Origin of the sequence: Streptoalloteichus hindustanus (assembly GCF_900129375.1) — a bacterium.
Lineage (GTDB): Bacteria > Actinomycetota > Actinomycetes > Mycobacteriales > Pseudonocardiaceae > Streptoalloteichus > Streptoalloteichus hindustanus.
In genome coordinates this window covers 1-22,962 of the sequence record NZ_FQVN01000012.1, presented here as the reverse complement: position 1 = coordinate 22,962, position 22,962 = coordinate 1, and the positions used below count along the sequence as shown (strand labels likewise).

The 22,962-nt window shown below is 73.9% G+C and carries 17 protein-coding genes; 12 read left to right on the top strand and 5 right to left on the bottom strand.

Features of this window, described 5'->3' with window-relative positions; all coding sequences use genetic code 11:
- Positions 1 to 42 precede the first annotated feature (42 nt).
- Positions 43 to 1,581 (top strand): AMP-binding protein, encoded by a 1,539-nt coding sequence (locus BUE43_RS27410; RefSeq protein ID WP_073488811.1) that lies wholly within the window; start codon positions 43 to 45, stop codon positions 1,579 to 1,581.
- Between the two features lie 214 nt (positions 1,582 to 1,795).
- On the opposite strand, the gene BUE43_RS27405 is transcribed toward BUE43_RS27410, so the two are convergent.
- Positions 1,796 to 2,590 (bottom strand): phytanoyl-CoA dioxygenase family protein, encoded by a 795-nt coding sequence (locus BUE43_RS27405; protein WP_234995959.1) that lies wholly within the window; start codon positions 2,588 to 2,590, stop codon positions 1,796 to 1,798.
- Positions 2,591 to 3,333: 743 nt separating this feature from the next.
- Here BUE43_RS27405 and BUE43_RS27400 point away from each other — a divergent pair.
- The 7 genes from BUE43_RS27400 to BUE43_RS27370 all read left to right on the top strand — a co-directional run bounded on the left by BUE43_RS27400 (position 3,334) and on the right by BUE43_RS27370 (position 14,468).
- Positions 3,334 to 4,716, top strand: coding sequence for an NlpC/P60 family protein (locus tag BUE43_RS27400; RefSeq protein WP_073488807.1), 1,383 nt, complete (start codon positions 3,334 to 3,336; stop codon positions 4,714 to 4,716).
- Positions 4,717 to 5,150: 434 nt separating this feature from the next.
- The gene (mobA, locus tag BUE43_RS27395) at positions 5,151 to 5,828 is read left to right on the top strand and encodes a molybdenum cofactor guanylyltransferase (RefSeq protein ID WP_083960226.1); all 678 of its coding nucleotides are present in this window, start codon (positions 5,151 to 5,153) and stop codon (positions 5,826 to 5,828) included.
- 114 nt (positions 5,829 to 5,942) lie between these two features.
- On the top strand, positions 5,943 to 7,115 hold the full coding sequence (locus BUE43_RS27390) for an AAA family ATPase (protein ID WP_073488805.1): 1,173 nt from the start codon (positions 5,943 to 5,945) through the stop codon (positions 7,113 to 7,115).
- A 149-nt stretch (positions 7,116 to 7,264) separates the two neighbouring features.
- Positions 7,265 to 8,146 carry a DUF58 domain-containing protein gene (locus tag BUE43_RS27385; protein ID WP_234995963.1) on the top strand — a complete coding sequence of 294 codons (882 nt, stop codon included), beginning with the start codon at positions 7,265 to 7,267 and terminating at the stop codon, positions 8,144 to 8,146.
- 8 nt (positions 8,147 to 8,154) lie between these two features.
- On the top strand, positions 8,155 to 9,120 hold the full coding sequence (locus BUE43_RS27380) for a VWA domain-containing protein (RefSeq protein ID WP_073488948.1): 966 nt from the start codon (positions 8,155 to 8,157) through the stop codon (positions 9,118 to 9,120).
- 304 nt (positions 9,121 to 9,424) lie between these two features.
- Positions 9,425 to 13,618 carry a glycoside hydrolase family 2 gene (locus BUE43_RS27375; RefSeq protein ID WP_073488802.1) on the top strand — a complete coding sequence of 1,398 codons (4,194 nt, stop codon included), beginning with the start codon at positions 9,425 to 9,427 and terminating at the stop codon, positions 13,616 to 13,618.
- 154 nt (positions 13,619 to 13,772) lie between these two features.
- The gene (locus BUE43_RS27370) at positions 13,773 to 14,468 is read left to right on the top strand and encodes a hypothetical protein (RefSeq protein WP_073488800.1); all 696 of its coding nucleotides are present in this window, start codon (positions 13,773 to 13,775) and stop codon (positions 14,466 to 14,468) included.
- A gap of 1,501 nt (positions 14,469 to 15,969) precedes the next feature.
- Here the strand turns inward: BUE43_RS27370 and BUE43_RS27365 are convergent.
- From BUE43_RS27365 to BUE43_RS27350, 4 genes are read right to left on the bottom strand one after another with little or no spacing between them, the layout of a single operon-like run.
- Positions 15,970 to 16,971 carry a TAXI family TRAP transporter solute-binding subunit gene (locus BUE43_RS27365; RefSeq protein WP_073488798.1) on the bottom strand — a complete coding sequence of 334 codons (1,002 nt, stop codon included), beginning with the start codon at positions 16,969 to 16,971 and terminating at the stop codon, positions 15,970 to 15,972.
- Positions 16,968 to 18,458 carry a sensor histidine kinase gene (locus tag BUE43_RS27360; protein ID WP_083960225.1) on the bottom strand — a complete coding sequence of 497 codons (1,491 nt, stop codon included), beginning with the start codon at positions 18,456 to 18,458 and terminating at the stop codon, positions 16,968 to 16,970. Before BUE43_RS27360 ends, BUE43_RS27365 begins: the two co-directional genes overlap by 4 nt.
- Complete coding sequence (locus BUE43_RS27355) at positions 18,451 to 19,131, bottom strand: response regulator transcription factor (protein WP_073488794.1); 681 nt, start codon at positions 19,129 to 19,131, stop codon at positions 18,451 to 18,453. The genes BUE43_RS27360 and BUE43_RS27355 overlap by 8 nt, the downstream gene beginning before the upstream one ends.
- Positions 19,132 to 19,142: 11 nt before the next feature.
- Positions 19,143 to 20,501 (bottom strand): MFS transporter, encoded by a 1,359-nt coding sequence (locus BUE43_RS27350; RefSeq protein ID WP_073488792.1) that lies wholly within the window; start codon positions 20,499 to 20,501, stop codon positions 19,143 to 19,145.
- 272 nt (positions 20,502 to 20,773) lie between these two features.
- Between BUE43_RS27350 and BUE43_RS27345 the strand changes: the two genes are divergently transcribed.
- The 4 genes from BUE43_RS27345 to BUE43_RS34825 all read left to right on the top strand — a co-directional run.
- Positions 20,774 to 21,043, top strand: coding sequence for an acyl carrier protein (locus tag BUE43_RS27345; RefSeq protein ID WP_143174420.1), 270 nt, complete (start codon positions 20,774 to 20,776; stop codon positions 21,041 to 21,043).
- A gap of 220 nt (positions 21,044 to 21,263) precedes the next feature.
- Positions 21,264 to 21,968 (top strand): 3-oxoacyl-ACP reductase FabG, encoded by a 705-nt coding sequence (fabG, locus tag BUE43_RS27340; protein ID WP_073488788.1) that lies wholly within the window; start codon positions 21,264 to 21,266, stop codon positions 21,966 to 21,968.
- A gap of 34 nt (positions 21,969 to 22,002) precedes the next feature.
- Entirely contained in the window at positions 22,003 to 22,773 is a 771-nt protein-coding gene (fabI, locus tag BUE43_RS27335; protein WP_073488786.1) for an enoyl-ACP reductase FabI, read from the top strand.
- Between the two features lie 89 nt (positions 22,774 to 22,862).
- The coding region (locus BUE43_RS34825) for a ferrochelatase (RefSeq protein ID WP_143174419.1) at positions 22,863 to 22,962 on the top strand (100 nt) is incomplete at its 3' end.

Sequence of the window (22,962 nt, the reverse complement as noted above, 5' to 3'; positions counted from 1 at the left end):
TCACCTAGGGTGTCGGCAACATGACACCTGGGAGGTGCTGGCATGCGGGTTCCGCTCACCGTCGCCGATTTCCTCTACCGCGCCGAGACCGTGTTCGCCGACAGCCCGGCCATCGTCGACGAGCCCCGGCAACCGGCGGGGCCGGTGCCGACCACGACCTACGGCGAGCTGGCCCGCCGGGTCCGGGCCTGGCAGGCCGGGCTGGACGCGCTGGGCGTGGCCGAGGGCGAGCGGGTGGCCGTGGTCAGCCACAACTCGGCGCGGCTGCTGGAGCTGCTCTACGCCGTGCCGGGCAGCGGCCGGATCTGCGTGCCCGTCAACTTCCGGCTCCGGCCCGACGAGATCTCCTACATCGTCGAGCACAGCGGCGCGTCCGTGCTGCTGGTGGACCCCGAGCTGGACGAGGCGCTGCGCGGGGTCGACGCCCCGAAGCGGTTCGTGCTCGGCGAGCCGACCGAGACCGGGGTGATGCGGTTCGACGTCGAGCCGCGCCCGTGGTCCCTGCCGGACGAGGACGCGACCGCCACGATCAACTACACCTCCGGGACCACCGCCCGACCCAAGGGCGTGCGGCTCACCCACCGCAACATCTGGGTCGACACGATGACCTTCGGCCTGCACACCCGCACCTGGGAGCAGGACGTCTACCTGCACACCCTGCCGATGTTCCACTGCAACGGCTGGGGGATGCCCTACGTGCTCGCCGGCCTGGGCGCCAAGCAGGTCGTGCTGCGCAAGGTCGACGGCGAGGAGATCCTGCGCCGGGTCGACGAGCACGGCGTGACGTTGATGTTCGGCGCGCCCGCCGTGTGGAACATGGTGCTCGACGCGGCGCGGCACTGGGACGGCGAGATCCCCGGCCGGGACCGGGTGCGCGTGGTGTGCGCCGGCGCGCCGCCGCCCACTCGCATGATCGCGCGGATGGAGGAGGAGCTCGGCTGGGAGTTCCAGCAGATCTACGGGCTCACCGAGACCAGCCCGCTGCTGACCTTCAACCGGGCGCGGCCCGCCGACCGCGCCCTGCCGGCGGAGGAGCGGGCCCGCAGGCTCTCCCGCGCCGGCGCGCCCGCCCTCGGGGTGCGGCTGCGGATCTCGGAGACCGGTGAGGTGTTGGCCAGGGCCAACGTCGTCCTGGACGGGTACTGGCGCAACGACGAGGCGACCGAGGAGGCGTTGGACGGCGGGTGGTTCCACACCGGCGACGGCGGCGAGCTCGACGCCGACGGCCACCTGACCATCAGCGACCGCAAGAAGGACGTGATCATCAGCGGCGGCGAGAACGTCTCGTCGATCGAGGTGGAGGACTGCATCTTCACCCACCCGGCGGTCGCCGAGGTCGCGGTGATCGGCGTGCCGCACGAGCGGTGGGGCGAGACGGTCAAGGCCCTGGTGGTGCTGGCGGAGGGCGCCGAGGCCACCGAGCGGGAGATCATCGCGCACTGCAAGGAGCGGCTGGCCGGCTACAAGGCGCCGACCTCGGTGGAGTTCCGGGACGCGATCCCGCGCACGGCCACCGGGAAGATCCAGAAGTTCAAGCTCCGCGAGCCCTACTGGGCGGGGCGGCAGCGGCAGGTGAACTGACACGCCGACACCCTGACGCGCGCCCGCCGGAGTCGACTCCGGCGGGCGCGCGTCGGTCAGGCGGCCACCAGACCGGACCAGACCGTGCTCGGGCTGTTCGGTCGGCGTTCGTCCGCGTTGTTCGGTGTTGGTCGGCGTCGGCGTCGGCGTCGGTCGGCGTCGGTTGGCGTTCGCCAGTGTTGTTCGTGTTGGTCGCTGTGGTGGCCGGGCTGGATCAGCGGCCGTTCTCCGACAGACCCAGACCGCGCCGCACGGCCCGCTCCACCGGCGAGTAGTCGCCGTCCGCCCGGTCGAGGTCGAGCAGCCCGGCCGGGTCCAACGGGGGCTGCGCCATGAACCGGGGGACCGTGCCCCGGTGCGGTTGCGCGGCGTGCACCAGGAACGGGTGGCACAGGTAGACGTCACCCGCCGCGCCGGTGGCCAGGGCGAGCGGCCGGTGGGCGGTGGCGGCCTCGGCCACCGGGCCGAAGGCGAACGGGTCCACCCCCTCGTCCCCGGCCGGCGCGAGCAACGCGGGGACGTCCAGGTGGGAGCCGACCCGGATCCTGGTCGGCGCGTCGTCCTCGCTGATGTCGGAGAACAGGAACAGCATCAGCAGGGCGCGGCCCCGCGACCGCAGGTTCAGCCGGTACGCGCTGCCGTCGTCGGTGAGGAAGCTGGCCTCGACGTGCCACCCGGCGTCGCCCGGGTCGTCGTCGCTGGGGAAGCGGACGGGGAAGGTGCCGAGGCTGTGCCTGGGCACCCACCGGCCGGCGCCGACGAGCTGGTCGAAGGCGGAGTGCAGCACCGGGGTGTTCGCCGCGAGCCGGAAGGGCTCGTCGGCGAAGCCGCCGAGGCGGACCACGGGCTGGGTCCAGGTCGCGGGGTCGTCGGGGTCCAGACCGGTCGCCCGCCACAGCAGGGCGCGCCCGGCGTCGGCCAGTTCCCGGGGGAAGGCTCCCGCCAAGTGGACGAACCCGTCGGTGACGAACCGCTCGACCTGGTCGTCGGTCAGGGCGGGAACTGGCACGTGCATCACCTTCCGCTGCTGGGGTTGTGGATCCGGCGGTCGAGACTCTGCGCTCAGCGACGCGCGCGTGTCCACCGAGTTTTCGTTCCAGGAACGGCCCCATCGCCGCAGGAAGCGCGGACATCGCCGTCGGGACAAGGGGAAACCGGTGGGTGCTCTTTCGTCAGATGACGGAATCCCAGCGGTGTTCGGCAACCGGCCGAGGTCGAGGGGGAACGTCTCCCACTGTCCACTGTGACCAGACGATCGCCTCCCCGTCGCGATCGGCGCCGGTGGCTCGTTCCGGGGAATACCGGGGGGTTCGGCCCGCCGCGTCCGTGCCCCGATCCGGTCAATGGCGGCTGTCGAGGGCCCGGTTCCCCTTCTGGATCAGGAGGACCACCGGAATCCGCCAGTGACGACGACGGGTCCGGTCCACCCGACGTCGCGCGCCCTTCGGGGGGTGGTCCCCGAACCGTGGGACCGGGCGGCGGTGACGCTGCGTGCGCGTGTGGCCCTGGTGGCTGAGGGTGTGCCAGGGACAGTTGTTTCGGCTGGCAAGCAGGGGGAGCGGGTGGCACAGTCCTACGGCGGCGAGGACGTACCGCTGTTCGGTGGAACCGGGACTCGCTCCAGCAGCCGAGACGAGTCGGACGCCGAACCCGGACGACGAGGCCGCTCCCGCGGGCGCAGGACGCCCTGGCGGGGAGCGGTCCGGTCGGGAGGTGGAGATCGTGTCGACGCGACGCGGAGTATCCCCCGTGATGAGCGCGAGATCCCTCGTGGTCGCCCTGTCGGCGGGGCTCGCGGTGGCTCTGTCGGTCAGCACCGCGGGACCGGCCGGAGCCGTTCCACCCCCACCACCCAACCCGAGCGACTCCGAGATCGAGGCCGGGCACGCCGAGACCCGCGCGAAGGCCGGTCGGGTGGGCGAGCTGACCCAGCGGCTGGTCGAGGCCGAGGGCCGGCTCCAGCGCCTGGTCGACGACGTGGCGTGGAAGCTGGAACAGGCCAACAAGGCGCTGGTCGACCTGGCGGCGGCCGAGGCGTCGGCCGCCGCCGCGCAGCGGGACGCGCGGGCCGCCAGGGCCGAGGCCGACGCCGCGGACCGGTCCGTCGAGGACGTGCGCCGCCGCGCCGACGCCTTCGTCGCCGGCAGCTACCAGCAGGGCAGCACGATCGGCTCGATCTCGGCCTACCTCGGCTCCGCCAGCCCGGAGGACCTGCTCGCCAGGGCCCAGCTGCTGAACGCGGTCAGCGGGTCGCAGCTCGACGCCATCGACCAGATGGAGCGGGCGCGCGTCGACCGGGCCAACAAGGACGCGGCGGCCAGGGGCGCGCTGGACCAGGCGCGGGCCCGGCAGTCCGCCGCCGAGGACGCCCGCCGCGCCGCCGAGGCCGCCAAGGCCGCGGCCGTGCGCGCGATGGCCGACCAGCGCCAGCAGGCCCAGCGGATCGAGGCCGACCGGGCCGAGGTCGAGCGGCAGCTCACCGAGGCCCAGGCCGGGGTCGCCGGGCTGGAGGACCAGCGGAAGCGGTACGAGGAGTGGCGGGAGGCCAAGCGGCGCGAGGAGGAGGCCGCGCGCCGCGCGGCCCAGGAGGCGGCCCGGCGTGCCGCCGAGGAGGCCGCCCGACGCGCCGCGGCGACCGCCGCGCGACGCCCCGCCGCCGGAGCCGCGACGAAGGCGACGAAGGCCCCGGGCCGGGACGAGGGGGCCGGCGACACCGAGGCCGCCGTCGAGGCCGTGGTCGCCAGGGCGTTGTCCCAGGTCGGCGTGCCCTACTCGTGGGGAGGCGGCAACGCCGACGGACCCACCCTCGGCATCAGGGACGGCGGCGAGGCCGACCTGCACGGCGACTACGGCAAGGTCGGGTTCGACTGCTCCGGCCTGATGGTCTACGCCTTCGCCGCCGCCGGCGTGCAGCTGCCCCGGTTCAGCGGCTACCAGTACTCCGCCGGCGAACGGGTTCCCCTCGCCGACGCGGCCCGCGGCGACATGTTGTTCTGGGGTCCGGGCGGCGGCCAGCACGTCGCGCTCTACCTCGGCGACGGCATGATGGTGGAGGCGCCGTACTCCGGAGGGCACGTCCAGGTGTCCTCGGTCCGGCACCACGGCATCCAGCCCTACGCCGTGCGCGTGCTCTGACCTGCCAGGCCGGAGGGATGTCCGGGCTCCGTCCAGATCTCCGGCGGGACTGATGGGGCTCGCCGGCCGCGCACGCGGTGCTTGAACCGGTGCGGCGGGAACCGGGTGCGCGGGCCCCGGCAGGGTGTGGTTCACGGCGAACGTGAACCGCGCCGGTGCCGCCTTGCTGAGTGGAGGAGTTGGGGTGGCCCGACCCCCTGTCGGGCCACACTCCAGAAGTTCTGCGACCCCTGTGTTCTTGGGGGAACCCCCATTTTCACTGTCTCATCGGGGGCTGACAGTTTCGGGGGGCAGGAGGGTCGCCCGTGGGGGTGACAGGGGCGGCGGAGGGGGGAACCCGCGAGGTGCCGCGCGAACAGCGCGCCGCCGCCTGCTCGAACTAGATTTGTGGTCGTCGTCATCCGGAGCGCACGCGACCCGAGCCGAGGACCCCCATGCGGATCGAGAACGCGGTTCCCCCCGCCCACGCCGTGCCACCCGCGGACCCGCAGCCGACCGCGGACCCAGGGCCGACCGGGACTCCGCCGAGCCCGCGCCCCTGGGCGGCCGTCGTCCTGGCCGGCGGCGGGGCCCGCCGGTTCGGCGGCCGCGACAAGATCGCCATGACCGTGGGCGGCCGGACCCTGCTCGACGGCGTCGTGGCCGCCGCGCGCGTCGCCGGCGCCCACCCGGTCGTGGTCGTCGGCCCCCGCCGCCCCACCGCCACCGCCGTCGCCTGGACCAGGGAGGACCCGCCGGGCGGCGGCCCGCTGGCCGGCCTGGCCTCCGGGCTGGCCGCCGTGCCGCCCGGCGTCACGGAGGTCGCGGTGCTGGCCGGCGACCTCGCCGCCGTCGGCCCCGGGACCCTGACCCGCCTGCGCGCGGCCGTGGCCGCCCACCCGGACGTCGACGGCGCGGTCCTGGTCGACGAGCAGGGCCGGGTCCAGTGGCTGGTCGGGGTGTGGCGGACCGCCGCGCTGCGCTGCGCGCTGCCGGAGCGGCCGGACGGGATCTCGGTCCGCTCCGCGCTCGGCGGGCTGACCAGGATCGACATCCCCGCCCTCCCCGGCGAGACCCTCGACGTCGACACGCCGGACGACCTGCGGGCGGCCCGCGGCGCCAACGCCGGGTGAGGCCCGTCTCCCAGCGCCCGTAAGGTCTTCACAGCGGTCATACCGCGAGTCCGGTTCCCTGTGCGGTGGAGTGGCGACCTGTCACGCCGCCGGTCCGTCGTAGGAGGTAAGCCAGTGACCGAGCCCGGGCACGCCGAGGGCGCGGGGAGCAGCACGCCGAACACCCCCGCGCGCGACGCCCAGCTCCTCGAACGCACGGTGTTCGAGGTCAAGCGGGTGATCGTCGGCCAGGACCGGCTGGTCGAGCGGGTCCTGGTCGGCCTGCTCGCCCGGGGCCACCTGCTGCTGGAGGGCGTGCCCGGCGTGGCCAAGACGCTGGCCGTGGAGACCTTCGCCAGGGTGGTCGGCGGGACCTACTCCCGGGTGCAGTTCACCCCCGACCTGGTGCCGGCCGACATCCTCGGCACCCGCATCTACCGCCAGGGCAGTGAGACCTTCGACGTCGAGCTGGGCCCGGTCGTGGCCAACTTCGTGCTCGCCGACGAGATCAACCGCGCGCCGGCGAAGGTGCAGTCGGCGATGCTGGAGGTGATGGCCGAGCGGCACGTGTCGATCGGCGGCCAGACCTTCCCGATGCCCGACCCGTTCCTGGTGCTGGCCACCCAGAACCCGATCGAGAACGAGGGCGTCTACCCGCTGCCGGAGGCGCAGCGCGACCGCTTCCTGTTCAAGATCGTCGTGGAGTACCCCACGGCCGAGGAGGAGCGGGAGATCGTCTACCGGATGGGCGTGCAGCCCCCGGAGCCGCACCAGGTGCTCAACCCGACCGAGCTGACCCGCCTGCAGGGCGTGGCCTCCCGGGTCTTCGTGCACCACGCGCTGGTCGACTACGTGGTCCGGCTGGTGGTGGCCACCCGGTCGCCCAACGAGCACGGCCTGTCCGACGTCGCCAACTGGATCGCCTACGGCGCCTCGCCGCGCGCCACGCTCGGCGTCGTGGCCGCAGCCAGGGCCCTCGCGCTGGTCCGCGGCCGGGACTACGTCCTGCCGCAGGACGTCGTCGACGTGGTGCCGGACGTGCTGCGGCACCGGCTGGTGCTGTCCTACGACGCGCTGGCCGACGGCGTGCCGGTGGACCACATCGTGAGCCGCGTGCTGCAGACCGTGCCGCTGCCGCAGGTCTCGGCCCGGCCGCAGGCCGCGCCGTTCCCGCAGGGCGGCCCGACGCCGCCGCCCGCGCCGCAGCACCAGCCGGCGCCGCTGGGCCAGCCGGGCCAGCCCGCCCCGGCGATGCCGACCGGCCAGCCCGGCCAGGGCGCGCCGGCCGCCGCGCCGAACCGGCAGTGACCGGGGAGGGAACCGAGGTGCCACCCATGTCCGCCGCCGGACCCGAGACCGGCGGCGCCCCCGACGGGGCGGCGCGCGCGGCGTCCGAGACCGGACCGGAGGAGGACCGGCGTCCCCCGTGGGCGCCGCCGGCGTTGCGCACCGGTCGCATGGAGGCCGCGCTGCGCACCCTGGAGCTGTCCGTGCGCCGCCGGCTCGACGGGCTGTTGCAGGGCAACCACCTGGGGCTGGTCCCCGGACCCGGCACCGAGCCGGGGGAGGCCCGCCCCTACCAGCCGGGCGACGACGTCCGGCGGATGGACTGGGCGGTGACCGCGCGCACCACCGAGCCGCACATCCGGGAGACGGTCGCCGACCGCGAGCTGGAGACGTGGGTGCTGGTCGACCTCTCGCCCAGCCTCGACTTCGGCACCGCCGCCTGCGAGAAGCGCGAGCTGGCGGTGGCCGCCGTCGCGGCCGTGGCGCACCTGACCCAGGGCGGCGGCAACCGGGTGGGCGCCCTGGTGTCCACCGGCGAGCGCACCGACCGCCTGCCGGCGCGGGGCGGCCTGGCCTACGCCAGGACGCTGGTGCGCAGGATCGCCGAGACGCCCAGGGCGCCCGAGGGCACCCGCGGCGACCTCGCCGCCCTGCTGGAGCAGCTGCGCCGGCCGCCGCGCCGGCGCGGGCTCGCCGTGGTGGTCTCGGACTTCCTCGGCCCGCTGGACTGGGAGCGGTCCCTGCGGGCGCTGTCGGCGCGGCACGACCTGCTGGCGGTCGAGGTCCTCGACCCCAGGGACGTCGACCTGCCCGAGGTGGGCACGGTCGTGCTGGCCGACCCGGAGAGCGGCCGCCAGCGCGAGGTGCACGCCACCCCCCTGCTGCGCAGGGAGTTCGCCGCCGCGGCCGCCGCGCACCGGGAGTCGGTGGCCGCGGTGTTCCGCCGCGCCGGCGCCGGCCACCTGGTCCTGCGCACCGACTCCGACTGGGTGGCCGACATCGTGCGGTTCGTCGTGGCGCGCAAGCGCAACTGGTCTGGAGGGGTTGCCTGATGCTGGGGTTGAGCCTGAGCGGGTTCACCGCCCCGTGGTGGTTCACCCTGGTCGTGGGGATCGGCCTGCTCGTCGCCGGCTACCTGTGGGTGCAGCGCCGGCGGCGGCGGAACACGTTGCGGTTCACCAACCTGGAGCTGCTGGAGAAGGTCGCGCCCAAGCGGGCCGGCTGGTACCGGCACGCGCCGGCCGCGCTGCTCGGCGTGGCGTTGCTGCTGCTGACCGTCTCCCTGGCCGGGCCGACCGTGCGCGAGCGGGTGCCCCGCAACCGCGCCGTGGTGATGATGGCCGTCGACGTGTCGTTGTCGATGAAGGCCACCGACGTGCAGCCGACGCGGCTCGCGGCGGCCCAGTCGGCGGCGAAGTCCTTCGTCGAGGGCCTGACGCCGGGCGTGAACCTCGGTCTGGTGGCCTTCGCCGGCACCGCGACCGTCCTGGTCTCGCCGACCACGGACCGGGAGAGCGTGAAGCAGGCGATCGACTCGTTGCGGCTGGCCGAGTCCACCGCGACCGGCGACGCGATCGTGGCCTGCCTGCGCACCATCGAGTCGTTCGGCAAGCTCCTCGGCGGCGCCGACGGCGCGCCGCCGGCCCGGATCGTGCTGATGACCGACGGCAAGGAGATGACCGGCACCACCTCGTCGACCGTGGCGGCCAAGGACGCCGCCAAGGCGAAGGTGCCGATCTCGTCCATCTCCTTCGGCACCGAGCAGGGCACCGTGGACATCGAGGGCAAGACCGTGCGGGTCCCGGTGGACGACGAGGCCATGAAGGAGATCGCCGAGCTGTCCGGCGGCGAGTTCCACAAGGCGGCGACCGCCGAGCAGCTTCGCAAGGTCTACGACACGCTGGGCGAGCAGATCGGCTACGAGAACAAGCAGGTCGACGCGAGCCGGCCGTGGCTCGCCCTCGGCACGCTGGCGGCGTTGGTCGCGGTGGCCGGGGCGTTGCTCCTCGGCCAGCGCATTCCCTGACGACGAGTTCCCCGACGACGAATTCCCTGACGGCGCGTTCCCGACGCGCTTTCGCCGGTCAGCGTTCCCCGGCCACGCGGTTCCCTGACGGGCACGGCCGAACGGTCGTCGTCCGCGCGCTCGAAGCGGCCCCGTGGGCGGCGGTTCTCCCGCCGCCCACGGGGCCGTCGGCGTTCGGGCGTTCGGGTGGACTTCGATCCGGCGACGAGACACACGCCGTCACGGTCCTTGGGCGAGACGGTCACGTTCAGTAGTCTGCGGCTTGCTTGTCCCGGTGATGGTGTCCATCCCAGGGGGTGTGGCCATGGCACGCGGGCGACGAGACTTCCTGGTCCACCGGGCCACCGTGCTCCTCCCGGTCCTCACCGTCCTGCTCGCCACCTGGTTCGGGCAGGGCGTCGTCGCGGTCGCGCCGCTGGCGGGGCCGCCGGCCGACGTGTACCGCTACCTGGACGATCCCGAGATGGTGGCCGAGGGCCAGGAGGCCCCGCACGCCGAGCTCCGGCCCTACGCCGACACCTCAGCCGCCGTGCGCGGCGACCGCGTGTCCCCGTGGGTCCACCTGCTCGACGGCGAGTGGCGGCTCCGGATGGCCGACCGGCCCCAGGACCTCCCGGCCCGCTTCGCGGCCGGCGGGCAGGACACCTCGGGGTGGCGGACGGTCACCGTCCCGCACACCTGGCAGACCGACGGGCTGGACCACCCGGTCTTCCGGAACTCGCCCACCGAGATGTGGCCGGACGACCCGCCCCGGACCCCGCGCGACCTCAACCCGACCGGGGCGTACCTGCGCGACTTCGAGCTGCCGGAGAACTGGTCCGGCCGCAGGGCGCTCCTCCGGTTCGAGGGGGTGACCAGCGCGTACCTGGTGTGGGTCAACGGCACGTACGTCGGCTACGACCAGGGCGGCTACACCCCGGCCGAGTTCGACGTCACCGACCACCTGCGCCCGGGGGGCAACACCCTCGCAGTGCAGGTGCACCGCTGGTCGGCGGGCTCCTACCTGGAGGACTACGACCAGTGGCGGTACTCCGGCATCTTCCGGTCGGTGTGGTTGTACGCCCCGCCGCGCACGCACCTGCGCGACGTCACCATCACGACGGACCTGGACGCGGCCTACCGCGACGCCACGCTCACCGCCGACGTCGAGATCGCGCGCAGGGGCGGCCCGACCGGAACCCACCAGGTGCGCGCGACGCTGCACGACCCCGGGGGCGACCCGGTCAGCCTGCTGACCGGCTCGGTGGAGGTCGGCGAGACCGGCGGCGCCGTCCGGCTGTCCGGCCGGGTCAGCGACCCTCCGAAGTGGACGGACGAGACGCCGAACCGGCACACGCTGGTGGTCGAGCTGGTCGACCAGGGCGGCGCCGTCACCCACGTCACCAGCCAGCCGGTCGGCTTCCGCAAGATCGAGATCCGGGACCGGCAGGTGCTGGTCAACGGCCGGCGCGTCGTGGTGCGCGGGGTCAACCGGGCGGAGACCGACCCGACGACCGGCCGGCACGTCAGCGCCGAGCGGACGGCGGAGGACGCGCGGCTGCTCAAGCGGCTCAACGTCAACGCCGTCCGCACCGCGCACTACCCGGCGGACCCGTCCTTCTACGACCTCGCCGACCGGCTCGGGCTGTGGGTCGACGACGAGATGGAGGTCGAGACCCACAACCACCAGGCGTGCCCGGACGACTGCCTGGCCGACCGGCCGGAGTGGCAGAAGGCGTTCCTGGACCGGTTCGTCGCGATGGTGCAGCGGGACAAGAACCACCCGAGCGTCCTGATGTGGGACACCGGCAACGAGGCCGGCCTCGGCCGCGCCCACCACGCGATGGCCGAGTGGGCCCGGGCGCACGCGCCGGGCCGGCCGCTGTACCACCAGCCCGGCGTGCCCGACGGCGACGCGCCGTTCGCCGACGTGTGGGGGCCGAGGTACCCGTCGCCGGCCGTCCTGGAGCACATCGCCTCGATCACCGGCAAGCCCGTGATCATGGGCGAGTACGCCCACGCGCAGGGCAACAGCCTCGGCAACTTCCGGGAGTTCTGGGACGTCGTGCGCCGCCACCCCCAGGTGCAGGGCGGTTTCGTCTGGGACCTGACCGACCAGGAGATCACCCGGCCGCTGCGGACCACCCCGGACGCCTCGCCGACCGGGGCGCTGGCCTGGCTGAGCGGGATGCCCGAGCACGTCGACGGGCGCAGCGGGCGCGCGCTGTCGCTGTCGGGGCTGGACGACTACGTCGAGGTCTACCGGGACCCCCGATTCGACGAGGTGTCCACCGCCGTCACGCTGGACGCGTGGGTCCGGCCGGCCTCCTGGTCCGGCGACTTCACCGTCATCGCCAAGGGCGACCACCAGTACGCGTTGAAGATGAAGACCGACCGGCTGCTGGAGTTCTTCGTCTACAACGACGGGTGGCACGTCATCCAGGCGCCGGTTCCCGGGGACTGGTACGGGAACTGGCACCGCGTCTCCGGCACGTTCGACGGAGCGGTGCTGCGCCTGTACATCGACGGCGCCGAGGTCGGCTCGACGAACTGGAGCGGCACGGTCGCCGGCTCCACCTGGCCGGTGAACATCGGCCGGAACCCGGAGACGGGCGACGAGAACATCCCCACCCGGATGGCGCACGGCGTGATCGACCAGGTCCGGATCTACCACCGCGCCCTCACCCCCGACGAGCTCGCGCGCGACCCCAGGGACCAGGCCGTGCTGGCGTTGGACCTCGACGAGGTGACCGAGCGGGGCACCTACCTGTCCTACGGCGCCGGCCCGAGCGGCAACGACGGGGTGCTCAACCCGGACCGGTCGCTCCAGCCCGAGGCCACCCAGATGGCCTGGACGCACTCGCCGATCCGGATCTCCGACGTCGCCGCGCGCGAGGGACGGCTCGCCGTCGTCAACGAGCGGTCCTTCGCGGGGACCGACGACCTCGCTCTGCGGTGGCGCGTGACGGAGAACGGCGCGACCGTCGGCCAGGGAGAACAGCCGCTCCAGGTGCCGCCGGGCGGCAGGGCCGAGGTGCGACTGTCCACTGTGTCCGGTTTCACCGGGCCCGGTTCCGGTTCTGGCTCCGGTTCCGGCGCGGAGCGGTGGTTGACCGTGGAGGCCGTGCTGGCGGCGGACTCCGCGTGGGCCAAGGCCGGGCACGTGGTGTCGTCGCAGCAGTTCCCAATCGGCGGGGATCTGGTGGCGGGCCCGCCCGCTCTTGGCGCGCCGCCCCCGGTCACGGCGACGGAGGACGGCGACAGCGTCGTCGTGTCCGGACCGGACTTCCGCTACGCGTTCGACCGCAGGGCGGGGACGCTGACGTCGATGGTGTCGCGGGGCGTGGAGTTGCTGCGCCGTGGCCCGGTGCTGGACGCGTGGCGGGCGCCGCTCAACAACGAGCGCCGGGACGAGGAGCTGTCCTGGCGCGCGGTCGGGCTCGACCGGCTCGCCACCGCGCCGGGGCAGATCAGGGTGTCCCAGGTCGGCGGCGAGGTGCGGGTGGACGTGCCGAGTACCGTCGCCGGCGCGGGCGACTCCTCCTTCCGGCAGCTCATGACCTACACGGTCAACGGCAACGGTGAGGTCCGGGTCCGGCACCGGGTGGAGGCCCAGGGGGCAGCGCGCAGGGTGCCGTACCTGCCCAGGCTGGGGTTCACCCTCCAGGTCCCGCAGGAGTTCCACCGGTTCCACTGGTACGGGCGGGGTCCGGTGGAGAACTACACCGATCGCAGGGACGGCCTGCCCGTCGACGTCTATTCGTCCACAGTGGACGAACAGTACGTGCCGTACTCGTGGCCGCAGGACTACGGCAACCACACCGACGTCCGCTGGGCGAGCCTCACCGACGGGCGCACCGGCGGCCTGCTGGTGGCCGGCGACCTCCAGGTCTCGGTGACGCCGTTCGACGCCATCGACCGCGCGGCCTACCCGTTCGCGTTGCGGCGCAACCCGGGGTGGAACACCCTGCGCGTCGACCACGCGGTCAGCGGCGTGGGCGAGACCTTCCACCCGGTGCTGCCCGAGTACCAGGTGCGGCCGGGGGAGGAGTACGGCTACTCGGTGCTGTTGCGCCCGCTCAGCGCCGACGAGGTGCGGGGCGGCGGACGCCCGGCGGGGCCGGCGATCTGCCGGCCGGCGGTGAGCGTCGGCGTCGACCCGGTGGACGTGCCGGCGGGCGGGCGGACGAAGGCCAGGGCGGTCGTCGGCAACCCCTGCCCGACCCCGCTGCGGGACCTGACGGTGGACCTGTGGACGCCCGACGGGTGGCACGCCGAGCCCGGCCGCGTCGAGCTGGGGGAGTTGGCGCCGGGCGCGACGACGACGGTGGAGGCGGAGCTGACCAGGGGCGCGAACACCGCCGGTGGCCGCCGCTGGTTCGACGCCGAGGTCACCGCGACCGGCACGCCCGAGGCCAGGGTGCGGTCGACCGCGCGGGCCGAGGTGCGCGGGACGCCCGTGCCGACGGAGGACACCACTCCGGTCGTCTCCCCGCGTGTGTGGCGGCCAACGCGCTGAGATCGGGTCGTCCGGCTCGCCGCCCCCGAATGTGTCCACAGTAGACATTCCTGCCGGCCTGGCGGGGCCGGCCCTCCCGCGTGACGCGGAGCACGGGCAGGGGTATGCGCCACGCGGTTGGAGCGCGAACGAGCCGCGTGTCAGAGTCGGGATCATGGAATCGCTCGGCCTGCTCGACGCGGTGGGCAGATGGGGCGCGGGGCAGTCGTTGGGCGGTTTCGCCCTGTGGGGCGTGCCGATCCCCTGGCTCGGCCGCGTCGGGATCTGCCTCCTGGTGCTCGGCGGGCTCGCGGTGGTCCTCGACCTGGTCGGCGCCGTGCGGCTGGAGCAGTGGGCGCGGGACGCGACACCCGACGGCGGCGCGGCGCGCGCCCGGCTGGTGCGCGCCGTGCGCGCGGCGTTGTCGTGGCGGGTCCTGCCCCAGCGGTACGCGGCGCGAGCGGAGCGGCGGTGGCGCGCGGCGCGCCGATTCCGGGCCGGAGCCCTGTGCCACGAGCGATACGTGGAGATCGTGGAGCGGAACGCGCCGACGGTCGGCGAACTGGGCCTGGTCCTGCTCGGCGCCGCCGTCCGGATCGCCGGGGCGGCCCTGGCCCACCAGTCGCTGGAGGGGGCGAGCTGGCCCTCCTGGCGCGTGGTCGCGCCCCTGGCCGTGCTCGTGTGGGGACCGGTGGGCGGCGCCCTCGTGCTCTGGCAGCTCGTCAGCACCGCGTGCGAGCGCGGCCTGCGCGGCGTCACGTCCCTCGCCGCCCGGGCGCTGACAGCCGGCGAAGGCACGACCGGCGCATGGCGCTGCGCGGCCGTGTCGTCCCTGCTCCTCGGGTTCGCGTTGACGCTGCTGGCGTCCTGACCCCGCTCCCGCCCCTGGGGAACGCGCGACTCAGGCCGGTGGTCGTGGGCCTGGCCGCTGTCAGCGGTCAGTGTGTCCGGCCGATCGCGCTTGATCGTCAGAGGGAAGCCGGTCGACGCCCCACTCTGAGATCGCCGATCGCCGCCCCAGCGCCACGGCATCTCTGAGCCGCCTGGTCAACGAATGGGGTCACCGGCTGCCTGGGGCCGGCCGCGCCGGATCGTGGCGGTCAGGATGGGTCCGCACCGCGCCACTCGGTGGAGGGCTGGCCCTCGTCGGCGACCATGGGCCGACCCGGTCGTCGCTGGAGCAGGTGGGGTTCGTGATCGGGTGCGGCCGTGAGCGCCCGGCGCGGTGTAGCCCCCAGAAGAAGCGGGGATTCGGTCCTGGGACCGGCCGATCGCCGTACCAGCGAACGCGGACACCCTCGCACCCCAGCCACCGAGGTGCACCCAGCCCCCATCCTGGTCGGGGCAACGGTGCTGTTGATCATCACGACTCGTCAGCACGATGGAGCAGGATCGGCGGGACGCGCCCTGGGGTCTGTCGTCATGCAGAGGTTGTCCGGATGATGTGGCGGACAGCGTCCGACAACTGTGTGGCGTTCGCGTGCTCATGGAGGGAACGACATCCCCCAGAACGGCGCAGGACGCCCACGCGGCTGGCCGGGCGGCGTGAACGCGGGCAAGGGGCGCTCCAGCCGGACGATGTGGGAGGTGGAGCGGGAGGCGGTGGCGGACTCCACCATCGTGCGTGCCCAGCAGCACGCGGTTGGACCTCGCCGGATCACCGGTGCCTATGCGGGTGGGCCGGTGGCTCGGGCGGCGGGGCGCGGTGAGCCAGATGATCATCTTCGCGGCCGTCTCTCGGGCGGGTGAGCACGAAGACCCACCTGGCCTGCGTGCCCTTGGGATGGGCCGTGGTCGGTGGTGCTGCCTGGGGCGACACCTACGACTCTCTGGTGTTCGCGTGGGTCGTGGAGGGGATCGACATCCCATGGAACGGCCCGAGGATGCCCCAGGCAGCCGCCGGCCAGAGAGTGATCGCGGACAGAAATCGCTCCAGCGGAGCGATGAGCCCGAAACGGGCGGACCAGAAAACTCACCGGCTGCGTCGGGGCAGGGCGGGTGAGGTCCTACCCGCCTTTGACCCGGTCGTTCGTCTGGCGCGGCATGCGAGGAGATGGAGCGGGAGTGATGGTGTGCGCCACCATCGTGCGTGCCCAGCAGCACGCGGTTGGACCTCGCCGGATCGCCGGTGCCTATGCAGGGGGCCAGCGGCTCGCGCAGCGGGGCGCAGCGAACAGCTGTTCATGCTCTCGGCCGTCTCCCAGGCGGGTCGATCAACAGGAATTTGCCTGGCTGCGTCGACCGGGGGCGACGTCAACGACGGCAGCATTCGGTGTCGGGTGGTGGCGAGTCGGAAGGACAAGACCGTCCGGTCCCACCGGGGCGTGGGGGAGCTGGCGGCGCTGCTCATGTGGCTGTCGAGGGCAGGAGACCTAGCCGTGTACCGCTCGGTACACCGCTGCCGCGCCCGGGTGCAGGGGCACTCCGCCGGTGCCGATCAAGGTACGCACGTCGAGGAACTGCGTGCCTGACGCCTCCCTCGGCACCAGGCGTGCCGCCCGGCGGACCAGGACCGCCGCGACGGCGGCCGCCACGGCGTCCGGCAGGTCGGGGGAGCAGAGCAGCAGGTTCGCCACCCCGACCGTCGGCACCTCGCGCACCAGGCGGTAGGCGCCGGCCGGCACGGTCACCCGCTCGTAGACGGCGCCGTGCGTGGCCCGCAACGGCGGCAGCGCCGAGTCCAGGGGCAGCAGCCGGATGCCCAGGCGCTCGTCGAGTTGGGACAACGTCGGTGTGGGCACTCCGCTGGACCACAGCAGCGCGTCGACCCGGCCGGATGTCAGCGCGGCGACGGCGTCCGCCAGCCGCAGCTGCACGGTGGTCACCGGCGATGTCGGACGCCCCGGCGTTGGCGGGGCCCCCGCGGTGGTCAGGCCGGTGGCCGTCAACAGCCGTTGCCCGAACAACGACGCGCCGGAGCCTGGCGCCCCGGTCGACATCGTCCGGCCCGCGAGGTCGGACAGCGCGTGGAGCGCGCTGTTCGCCGGCACCACGACCTGCATGTAGTTCTCGTACACCCGCCCCAGCGCCCGCAGCGGGGTCGGCCGCCCGCCCGGCAGTTCGCCGGAGCCGGCCGCCTGCGCCGTGTCGGCGAGCACCAGGGCGAGCTGGGCCTGGCCGGACCGCAGGAGGTCGATGTTGGCCAGGCTGCCTTCGGTGGTCCGTGCGGTCGCCCGCAGCCGGGGCTCCGCCGCGTTGATCTCGGCCGCGAGCAGCTCGGCGAAGGCCAGGTAGAACCCGCCCGACTCGCCGCCGGCCACCGTCAGCGAGCGCTCGGGGCCGCCGTACCCGTCGCCGGAGCACCCGGGCAGGCACGCCGCGGCGACGGCCGCCACACCCGCGCGCAGGACCGCGCGTCGCCGGAGCCGGTTCATCGCGTCACCTCCGCGGCCGGCAGCTCGACCACGACCGTGAGACCGCCCGGGTGCTCCGTCGGCCCGTGCTCCTCGGCGGTGCGCTGCTCGGGCGTCGGCTCCTCGTGCTCCTGACCACCGGTGGTGTGCCGGCGCCCCGCCGAGCGCAGCTCCAGCCGCCCTCCCCGGCCGGACACCATCCGCTCCGCGATCGGCAGGCCCAGGCCGGTGCCCCGCGTGCCCCGGTGCCGGTCGGCCCGCCAGAACCGGCGCGTGGCCAAGCGGAGCTCGTCGGCGCTCATCCCGGGACCGTCGTCGACGACCGTCAACCGGACCACGTCGTCCTCCCGGGCGCAGCGGACCTCGACCGTGGCCCCCCGACCCGCGTACTTGACGGCGTTGTCCACCAGCACACCCAACACCTGCGCCAGCTCGTCCTCGGCGCAGCGGGCGAGCGCGGGGCGAACCGCCAGCCGCAGGGTCACGCCGGCCTGCTCGGCGGCCGACCGCCACGCGTCGACCTGCGCGGTGGCCACCGCGGCCGCGTCGCACACCGCGTGCGCCTCGGCGGCGGCCACGTCCCGGCCCGCCGAGAGCCGGGCGGCGCGGTTCTCCACGTTCGCCAGCGCGAGCATGTCGTCGAGCAGCGCCTCCATCCGCTCCAGGTCGGACTCCACCGAGCGGTACGTGCGCCGGCCCGACTCCGGCACCTGCGCGCCCAGGGCGTCGATCCGCAGGCGCAGCGCCGCCATCGGGTTGCGGAGCTGGTGCGAGGCGTCGGCGACGAGCTGCCGCTGCTGCTCCGACGCCTCCGCCACCGCGTCGGACATCTGGTTGAACTGGGTGGCGAGCTGGCGCAGCTCGGGCGGTCCGCCGGCGGCGACCCTGGCGTCGCCGCGCCCGGCCGCGACCGCCCGCACCCCGCGCTCCAGCTCCCGCAGCGGCCGCAGCACCCACCTGGTCATGACCAGGGCCAGGAACACGCAGGCCACGGCGGCCGCGGCCGTGCCGAGCAGCACCAGCGCCCAGCGGCTGGCCACGTCCGAGGCTGTGGCCCGCACCGAGGCCCGCAACACCACCGCGCCCGACACCTTCGTGCCGGTCCCTGCCGGCCGGGCCAGCAGCACGTCCTCGCGCGACCACGGGCGCAGCGGGGCGAGCGGCTCGGCGGGCTGGTTGCGCAACGCGCCGTCGACCAGGCCGGCGACCGTCGGCTCCGCCGCGCGCATCCCCCCGGTCTCCACCACGGGGGCGCGGCGCGCGTCCACCACGACCACGGGCTCGCCGTACAGCTCGGTGTAGCGCTCGACCTCGGCCCGCAGGGTGGTGGCGTCGCCGGTCGCGGCGGCCTGGTCGGCCAGGACGGCGAACCGGTCCAGGTCGGCGGTGCGGGCGATCACGAGCTGCTGGGTGCGCTCGGCGGCGGTGGAGCCCAGCAGCGGCACCGCGAAGGCGGCCACGGCGAGCACCGAGAACGCCAGCAGCGCCAGCAGCACCCGCCTACGCATCGGGTTCCGGCTCCCCGAAGCGGTAGCCGAACCCGCGGATGGTGGTCAGCAGCCGGGGCCGGTCGAGCTTGCCGCGCAACTGGGCGACGTGCACGTCCAACGACCGGGAGACGGCCAGGTAGGCGTCGCCCCACACCTGGTCCATGAGCTGCTGGCGGCTCACCGCCGTGCCCGGCCGCCCGGCCAGCACCGCCAGCACGTCGAACTCCTTGGGGGTCAGCACGACCTCGCGGCCGGCGACCCGCACCCGCCGGGCGACCAGGTCGACCTCGACGTCGTCCACCCGCACCACGGACGCGCCGGCCCCCGGCGCGCGGCCGGCGCGCCGCGCCACCGCGTCCATCCTGGCCAGCAGCTCGGCCAGCCGCACCGGTTTGACCAGGTAGTCGTCCGCGCCGAGCCGCAGGCCGCGGACCACCGACCGCTCGTCGCCGCGCGCGGTGAGCACGAGCACCGGCACGGTCGCGACCCGGCGGAGCTTGCGCAGGACCTCCAGGCCGTCCTCGTCGGGCAGCCCGAGGTCGAGCAGCACCAGGTCGGCCTCCCGGTGCCGGGTGAGCGCGTCGGCGCCCCGCCGGACCCGGGTGGGGGTGTGGCCGTGCGCGCCGAGCACCTCGACCAGCGCGTCCGCGACGCCGTCGTCGTCCTCGACCAACAGCACGCGCACGGCCACACCCTCCTCGCTCAGCCGCGGACCCCGGCCTCCTCGTCGTCGGCGGCGCCGGCGGCGGTGTCCGACTCCAGCGCCGACTCCTTCGACGTCTCCCGCATGCAGAAGTACACGATGAGCGAGACGAGGACGCAGCCGGACACGTACAGGTAGAACCACGGCTCGTGGCCGGCGTCCTTGAGCCACAGCGCCACGTACTCGGCGGTGCCGCCGAAGATGGCCACGGTCAGCGCGTAGGGCAGGCCGACGCCGAGGGCGCGGATCCTGGTCGGGAACAGCTCGGCCTTCACCACCGCGTTGATCGAGGTGTAGCCGGTCACGACCACCAGGCCGCCCAGCATCAGCAGGAACGCGACGATCGGGTCGCGGGTGCCGCTGAGCATGGTCAGCAGCGGCACGGTGAGCACGGTGCCGGCGAAGCCGAAGAACATCAGCAGCGGGCGGCGGCCCACCCGGTCGGACAGCGCGCCGGCCAGCGGCTGGAGCACGACGAACACCAGCAGCGCGAAGAAGTTGATCCAGGAGACGGTCTCCTTGGGGATGCCGCTCGTGTTGATCATGAACTTCTGCAGGTAGGTGGTGTACGTGTAGAACGCCACCGTGCCGCCCAGGGTCAGGCCGGCGACCAGCGCGACCTCCTTGGGGTGGCGCAGCAGGGCCGCGAGCGTGCCGCGGTCGCCGGCGGCCTTCTCGCCCCTGGTGGCCTGCTTGTAGCTCTCCGACTCGTCCATCTTGCGCCGCAGCGCCATGACCACCACGGCGCCGAACGCGCCGATGACGAAGGCGATCCGCCAGCCCCACTGGTGCATCTGCTGGCTGGTCAGCACCTGCTGCAGCACGATCTGCACCGCCAGGGCCAGCAGCTGGCCGGCGGTGAGCGTCACGTACTGGAAGCTGGAGTAGAAGCCGCGCCGGCCCGGCGAGGCCACCTCGGACAGGTAGGTCGCGGAGGTGGAGTACTCGCCGCCGACCGACAGCCCCTGCAGCAGGCGCGCCGTGACCAGCAGGACCGGCGCGGCCACGCCGATCGAGGCGTACGACGGGGTCAGCGCGATCACGAGGGAGCCGACCGCCATCAGCGTGACCGAGAGGGTCAGCGCCGCCCGCCGGCCGAACCGGTCCGCGTACCGGCCGAGCAGCCAGCCGCCGATCGGCCGCATCAGGAAGCCGACCGCGAACACCGCGGCGGTGTTCAGCAGCTGGGCGGTCTCGTCACCCTTCGGGAAGAACGCGGTGGCGAAGTAGACCGAGAACGCCGTGTAGGCGTACCAGTCGTACCACTCGATCAGATTGCCGATGCTGCCGCGGATGACGTTGCCGACGACTCGGCGCTCACCGGACCTCGCTGTCCGGTGACCCTGCCCAACTGCCATGTTCCCTCCTAGAGACCTGGATCACGGTCGGGAGGCGAACCCGAGTCGACAAGGGGTCGGCGGGACTCTTTACATCCGCTTAAGACGGAGTGTGGTTGATCGACACCCTCCGTGATCGCCCGATGTCGGGGGAGGGATGGCGGGATCGGGGTTCGGGACAGGGCGGAGGGGCAAACCTGTCGTGGCGGGTCGTGTCGCCGGGCCGTGTCCGCCGACCGGCGCCCCGGCCCCGACGTCGACACGTGGAGGCCACCCCCGAGGAGGAGACCGGGATGAGCGCGCTGGACCTGCGGCTGCGGCAGGTGATCATCGACGCGTTGCGGTTGGACGAGGTCCGGCCGGAGGACATCAGCGAGGCGACGCACTTCGAGGACGACCTCGGCGCGAACCACGACCAGCTGCGGAGGCTGTTCCGGCAGGTCGACGTGCAGCTCATGGTCCGGGTCCCCGAGGAGGACCGGCCCCGGCTGACCACGTTCGGCCTGCTCCGCGACTACGTCAAGGCCAACACCCCGGCCAGGGGCGGCGGCCAGATGCCCTGAGCCGTCGGCCCGCCGGTCACCCGTCCGGGGTGACCGGGACGACGGGGCGGGGCGCGTCAGGCGTCCACCGAGGTCAGGGCCGGTGCGTTGTGCGCGCCTGCCAGTGTCGCGGTACCGGTCGTTGTGGGGTCCGCCCGTTTCGTGGGTACCGGTCGGTAGCGGATAGTGTCGCCGACGATCAGCCCAGATCCGACGCACAACAGCAGCAGGAGGAGCAGTCGTGGCACGGTCCGTTCTGGTCACCGGCGGGAACCGGGGCATCGGGTTGGCGATCGCCCAGGCGTTCGCCGCGCAGGGCGACAGGGTCGCCGTGACGCACCGCGGGTCCGGCGCGCCCGACGGGCTGCTCGGGGTCAAGTGCGACGTCACCGACGCCGCCCAGGTCGCCGCGGCGTTCCAGGAGGTGGAGGCCGCGCACGGCCCGGTCGAGGTGCTGGTGTCCAACGCGGGCATCACCGACGACACCCTGCTGCTGCGGATGAGCGAGGAGCAGTTCACCCGCGTCGTCGACGCCAACCTCACCGGCGCCTACCGCGTGGCGCAGCGGGCCGCCAAGGGCATGCTGCGCAAGCGCTGGGGCCGGATGGTGTTCGTGTCGTCGGTGGTCGGGCTGTCCGGCTCCGCCGGCCAGGTCAACTACGCGGCCAGCAAGGCCGGGCTGGTCGGCATGGCCCGCTCGATCGCCCGCGAGCTGGGCTCGCGGCACATCACGGCCAACGTCGTCGCCCCAGGCTTCGTGTCCACCGACATGACGGCGTCGCTGCCCGAGGAGCGCAAGAAGGAGATCCTCGGCCAGGTGCCGCTGGGCCGCTACGCCGAGCCGGCCGAGATCGCCGGCGTGGTGACCTGGCTGGCCTCCGACGCCGCCGCCTACGTCACCGGGGCCGTGATCCCGGTCGACGGCGGTCTGGGCATGGGCCACTGACACCCTCGAACCGTCCCCAACGGAGGATTCGCACGTGACCGGACTTCTGGAAGGCAAGCGGCTGCTGATCACGGGTGTGATCACCGACGCCTCGATCGGCTTCCACGTCGCCCGCCTCGCCCAGGAGCAGGGGGCCAAGGTGGTGCTCACCGGGTACGGCCGGCTGAGCCTGGTGGAGCGCATCGCCAAGCGGCTGCCGGAGGAGGCGCCGCTGGTCGAGCTGGACGTCACCGACGACGAGCACCTGCGGACGCTGCCCGAGCGCGTCGGCGAGCACGTGGACGGCCTGGACGGCGTGCTGCACTCGATCGGCTTCGCGCCGGCGTCCTGCCTGGGCAACCCCTTCCTCGACGCGCCGTGGGAGGACGTCTCCACCGCGCTGCACGTCTCGGCGTACTCGCTCAAGTCGCTGGCCGTGGCCTGCCTCCCGCTGATGAAGGAGGGCGGCTCGCTGGTCGGCATGGACTTCGACGCCCGCGTCGCCTGGCCGTCCTACAACTGGATGGGCGTGGCCAAGGCCACGTTGGAGGCCACGACCCGCTACCTGGCCCGCGAGCTCGGCCCGCAGGGCGTGCGGGTCAACCTGGTCGCGGCCGGCCCGGTGCGCACCATGGCCGCCAAGTCCATCCCGGGCTTCGGCGACCTGGAGTCGGCCTGGGGCGAGCGCGCCCCGCTGGGCTGGGACGTCACCACCGCGGCCGAGCCGGTGGCCAAGGCCTGCTGCGCCCTGCTGTCCGACTGGTTCCCCGCGACCACCGGCTCGATGGTCTGGGTCGACGGAGGCGTGCACGCCCTCGGCATGTGAGGCTGCCACACCCGGCGGGCCCGTTGCCCCGGTCACTGCGACCAGGGGGCGACGGGCCCGCCGTCGTGTCGGGGGAGCACGATCGGCCAATGATCTACGACGCGTTGTTGTTTCTGTCCTTCGGTGGGCCGGAGGGCCCGGAGGACGTGCGGCCGTTCCTGGAGAACGTGACCCGGGGTCGGGGGGTGC